The organism is Acinetobacter sp. UBA3025 (assembly GCF_002367915.1).
In the GTDB taxonomy this organism is placed as follows: Bacteria; Pseudomonadota; Gammaproteobacteria; order Pseudomonadales; family Moraxellaceae; genus Acinetobacter.
On the sequence record NZ_DFDO01000115.1, the window covers coordinates 1 to 4,744 of the forward strand.

At 39.5% G+C, this 4,744-nt stretch carries 5 protein-coding genes; 1 reads left to right on the forward strand and 4 read right to left on the reverse strand.

What is annotated here, in order from left to right; genetic code table 11:
* Positions 1-2,884 (forward strand): ImpA family metalloprotease (locus B4J23_RS04925; RefSeq protein ID WP_349678864.1); only part of this gene is annotated, 2,884 nt, incomplete at its 5' end.
* Between the two features lie 109 nt (positions 2,885-2,993).
* On the opposite strand, the gene B4J23_RS04930 is transcribed toward B4J23_RS04925, so the two are convergent.
* The 4 genes from B4J23_RS04930 to B4J23_RS04945 form a co-directional block, all read right to left on the reverse strand.
* A complete protein-coding gene (locus B4J23_RS04930; RefSeq protein WP_125278923.1) occupies positions 2,994-3,479 on the reverse strand; it encodes a CinA family protein in 486 nt (161 codons plus the stop codon).
* Between the two features lie 481 nt (positions 3,480-3,960).
* Entirely contained in the window at positions 3,961-4,158 is a 198-nt protein-coding gene (locus tag B4J23_RS04935; RefSeq protein WP_125278924.1) for a hypothetical protein, read from the reverse strand.
* A 70-nt stretch (positions 4,159-4,228) separates the two neighbouring features.
* Positions 4,229-4,456, reverse strand: coding sequence for a hypothetical protein (locus tag B4J23_RS04940; protein ID WP_004782813.1), 228 nt, complete (start codon positions 4,454-4,456; stop codon positions 4,229-4,231).
* 102 nt (positions 4,457-4,558) lie between these two features.
* On the reverse strand, positions 4,559-4,744 hold a 186-nt coding region (locus B4J23_RS04945), incomplete at its 5' end, for a cold-shock protein (protein WP_291359024.1).

A 4,744-nucleotide genomic window follows, 5' to 3' on the forward strand; every position in this document is an offset into this window, starting at 1 on the left:
GCTATCGATGACTCTGATTGCCTGTGGTGGAGGTGGCAGTAGCGGGACATCTTCTCCTGCAGAAACACCAGATTCTGCTGTTAATCCACCATCAACAACTAATCCATCTGATAACGAGGAATCATCCCCCTCACCTGTAGAAACACCTCATGGCAGTACACCACCTTTAAATCCACAAACGCCAACGACCACCCGGATTAATAAGGCATTGAGTACAGGTGATGCCCGACCTTTGATTCAGCAAGATTCCGCTACATTGTTAGACTGGGCCTTGCAGCTCGCCAAGCAACAACAAACATGGCAAAAGGGTTTAATTACCTCACTCTATACCAGTTCGAATGGCAAAGTTTTGCAACCTCAACTGCAATTTACGCCAACTGCTTCGATTAATCTTTATCCTTATGATTTAAGCGCAGCTTTGCCAATTGCAGTTTCAGATCAAGCCTGCGGCTGGAATTTAAGTCAGCAGGCAAATAAAGGCTGTGGTCTGGGAGTCGCATCACAAATCGGTAAAGGCCGTGCGCTGGCTTTTGGCCAGAATATGCTTGGAGGGATCTCAGCGAATAGTCCTGACGTGGTAGATTTTGCACCCGTGCTCAACAATGGTTTTCGCTGGCTATTGACGGGGAAAACACAAGCACAGCCTAAACAAGAATTAAAACTTACCGTGAATGGCCTGGCACAAACCAACCTGAGCATGATAGAAAATTATTTTTCCCACCATTTAGGGGTTAAAGTTACCTTTCTACAATGTAATGTACTGGATCAAACCAATACCTGCTGGAAAGATGCTGACCTGATGATTTTAGGCAGTAATATCGGCGCCAATAATTTTGAATCCAGCTTGATTCAGGAATATCTGGAGGCAGGTAAGCCAATATATTTCCAGGCAATGGGTTATAACGTCACTACACCGATGGAAAAAATCTTTTCGGCATTGAAGATTGAAACCAATAATAATTACTGGCGTGGCCAAGATACTTTACTCATGTCTTCAGGACGTTCCATCACCGATCAATGGAATAAAGTGAATGATATTGATAGTACGATCCAAATGCTGGAATATTTCAAGTCACCAAGTGCGGCACGTCTAGGTGATTTAAATGCCAATAATCCGTTGATTCAAACCATCAATAAAGCTTCTACCAATCTACAAAATTTAAATACACAAGGAATTACTGCATTTAGCGCAAAAAATAATAATCAGATTCTAAAAGCCTTGGTGTTATTGGCAGATCTCTGGCGTCCAGGCGTGAATTACAGCGGACTATCGAAAAATGGCGATGCTCTGACTTTTATGCGTACTTATGCCAGCGATTCCTGGACGGATTATAAACGCAAAACTGCATTGGTAAATCCAAATGGTGCCGGCGATTATATGCCAGCCTCTGCACAAAACATGGCTGTCAGTGCGCAAGCCGAAACCATTACCGTGACCATTCCGCAAGGCAGCGGAATTACTGCAATTGGTCGTGCCAGCATTCCGGGCAAGCCTGTCAGTATTGAGATTGTTGATGCTCAGGGTGCGCAGTTTTCAGTCCAAACCAGCTATTTACGTGCCTGGGGCAATCCCTTTGATGATGGCGGCTATAAACGTCCTCGCCGTCCCAATAGTTTCACCGTAAAATTAGACGCCACTCAAAGCAATGACTTTATTAGCCCGTTCGGTGGACCATTGATGTTGAATTACAGCAATGCCAAAGCAGGCTCGGTGGTGACCTTAAAAATCAAAGGCGCAGCAAAATATGCGCATTATGATTTTACTCAAATGATCACTGAAGCGGATATTAGCGAAGCAACCAGCATCCTGCAAAGTAGAAACTTCGGCTGGAACACTTTTAAATTTGTTGGTGGTGAAATCCAGCAGACCAATGACTATGCTTTAAAAGCCATTGGTGATCGATCAGCACGTACCTATGTGGATCAGATTAAGGGCGTAATCTTTGACAGTAACCACATTGCCAACGGTTATAACAACATGCCGCTGGATAGCAGCACGGCACAGCGTTGTAATGAATTAGGCTGGGATTGTATCGGCACAGTTCATCGTGCCCCGAATGTTCAGCATTTTGTGGGCTGGATTGCGACCTGTGGCTTCCTGTGCTCAGGAAATCCATCAGATGGTTCAACTGGTATTGATACCGGTTGGGGCTGGGTGCATGAACTGGGACATAATACTGTTCAGGATGTCTTAACCATGGTATTCCCTTCCACTGAAACCGGGAAAACTATTGGTTGCGTAGTGAAATGTAATAACAACATTCTGGCAAGCCTAAGCATGATGCGTAAATATCATCTATATGCTCAGGACAGTAATGGCAGCAACTTCCGCCACCCAACCTTATATGCCAATATCAAGAATACACGAAGCCTTGGCCTGTCAGGTGAAGCACAACGTGCCGCCATGGAAAAACGCTTATGGCAAGATGGTTATCATGTATCGATGCAGGCCTTCCATATCCAGATGGCCATGAACTATACCCGTTTACATCAAGGTAAATCGCGACCTGATCTTCAGGGTGTATTTGAGTTCATACGCTTACTGAATACTTCACAGCGTTTGTATAATCAGATTGATTTGAGTAAAGCCTCTCAAGCAGATAAGAATAAACTGGGACTAGGCGCCTTTAATGCGAAAAACATGAGCCGCCCTGACTTGATTTATGTGCTCAGTTCAAAAATCATGGGCTATGACCTTAAAGATTTCTATGCACTTTATGGCTTGCCTATAACTGCAACCGCCCATGCTTCAGTCGCCATGCTTAATCTGCCTACCGCACCTTTGTATTTCTATGCGCAACCGGATGGCGGCTCAAATCGCCTGGCAACAGGACAATGGCTCACCATTCCAGCGCATGGCCCTGTCCCTAATTATCCTTATTAATTGATCGATCAAATATAAAAAAATCCCCGCTTCGGCTGGGATTTTTTTATAGCAGAGCATTTTCATGATCAGTGTATTAGCGATCATTGAGAACCAAATAAATAGTGATTTACTTATTTTTCTTGTCTCGACTGCCCTCAAGGATTTCAATTAAGCTCAGATTAATATTTCTCGCCAGTTTTTTTAATTTCTCTCTCGGTTTTCCTCTGCAAAGAAAGCGGAAACTATAAAGCTCATCCTTATAAGAAATTACATAGAAAAAAGTTCCTACTGGCTTTTCTTTGGTTTCTGTCCCGCCTCTTTTTAATAGTCCTGTACAGGCAATATAAATATCAGAATAAAACATTTTCTTGGCTTTTCTGACCATTTCCTGTGTGACTTCCATAGATTCCGGCGTATATTGTTTAATAAATTCAGGTTTGATTTTTAAAATATTCTCTTTGACACCCATGTCATAACACACCAGTCCGCCATATAAAATATCACCCGAATATTTATTTTGGGAAAATCGGTAAGCCAGGTAACCTGCTGATGCACTCTCTAGAAAAGTAATACTTAATTTTTTTTTGGCGAGTAATTTTATACATTTATTCATAGAGTAAACTCCTGACTTTATGATCATCTATTGAGTATTAAATATTCAAAAATAAAAGATTAAATACTTAGCTTCTGAATGTCCTAGCAAAACCAAAACTGAACTGCCCTTGCTCACCACCTTAAACCAGCTGTATATCCTCAGTCATTTATATAACTTAAGTTCATACCAACGAAACTTATAATAACCTTGAGGGGTTTTAACTCTGATTGGCTCTCTGATTTGATGTGTATTAGATTTTTTATAGGTTGATGATAGTTTTATGCCTAAAAGCATAAATAGTAGAAGATATAGAATAGTGATGCCTGAAATAAAATAGTGGTTAAGCCGATTTAAGTGTGAACTAAAAATGCGCTTATTATTTCAGTAGTTATTTATAAAACGATGAATAGGTTTAATTACGAAGTTAATAATTTCAAAGACAAAATTCTGGCAAGATACCAAGATTTTTATATGCACTTTTGGTCATGTCATATGACCACTAAATAATTTTGAAAATTTTGCCGCTGATAGTGCTTTGAAAAAACATTTCAAAACTTGGGCGAATATTTTCACCTTCAACCGTAATATGTTTAATGTTAGAATCCGATTGGGTATGAACAAAATCAGGGTCAACAGTAGCCTGAATCACGTATTGAACACCGAATTGATCTTTCACATTAATATTTTGCTTAAGCATAAATAAACCTTTAGTAATGATTATAAGAGAGATCGGCTAGAAATTGGTTAGCCAATATATAATTTAAATATTAAATAACTTTATGATTTAATTTAAATAATTGATTTAAAGATGTATAAAATGTACGACCGTCTAGATTCAGGTCAACTTCGATTCCTGATTGAAGCAGCACTCTTTTACCTACTTCAATTTCCTTAAAACCTTGACGTGTATTTTGCATTTTATTCAAGGGAATCAAAGAAACAATAATTTCTGTACCATTTTTAGATTTTGCAATTAATTCATTAATTTTTAACAACTTGTATCCTATTTTTATACTTCTTCCAATCTAGAAAAAGCTTTTTAACTTTTATTTAAAACAATAAAAAAGCACTGATGCGTGCTTTTTTATTCTACAGACTTATAGCGCAGTAATATTTACAGCATTTGGGCCTTTTTGACCTTGAACTACGCTGAATTCAACTTGCTGACCTTCCATTAAGGTTTTAAAACCTGAACTAGCAATTTCACTGAAATGAGCAAAAACATCTGGACCAGATTCTTGTTGAATAAAACCGAAACCTTTAGTTTCGTTGAACCACTTTAC

Bases quoted from the DNA above. Each gene is read 5' to 3' on its own strand.
- B4J23_RS04930 (WP_125278923.1), bottom strand. From the start codon at position 3,479: ATGAATAAATGTATAAAATTACTCGCCAAAAAAAAATTAAGTATTACT.
- B4J23_RS04935 (WP_125278924.1), bottom strand. From the start codon at position 4,158: ATGCTTAAGCAAAATATTAATGTGAAAGATCAATTCGGTGTTCAATAC.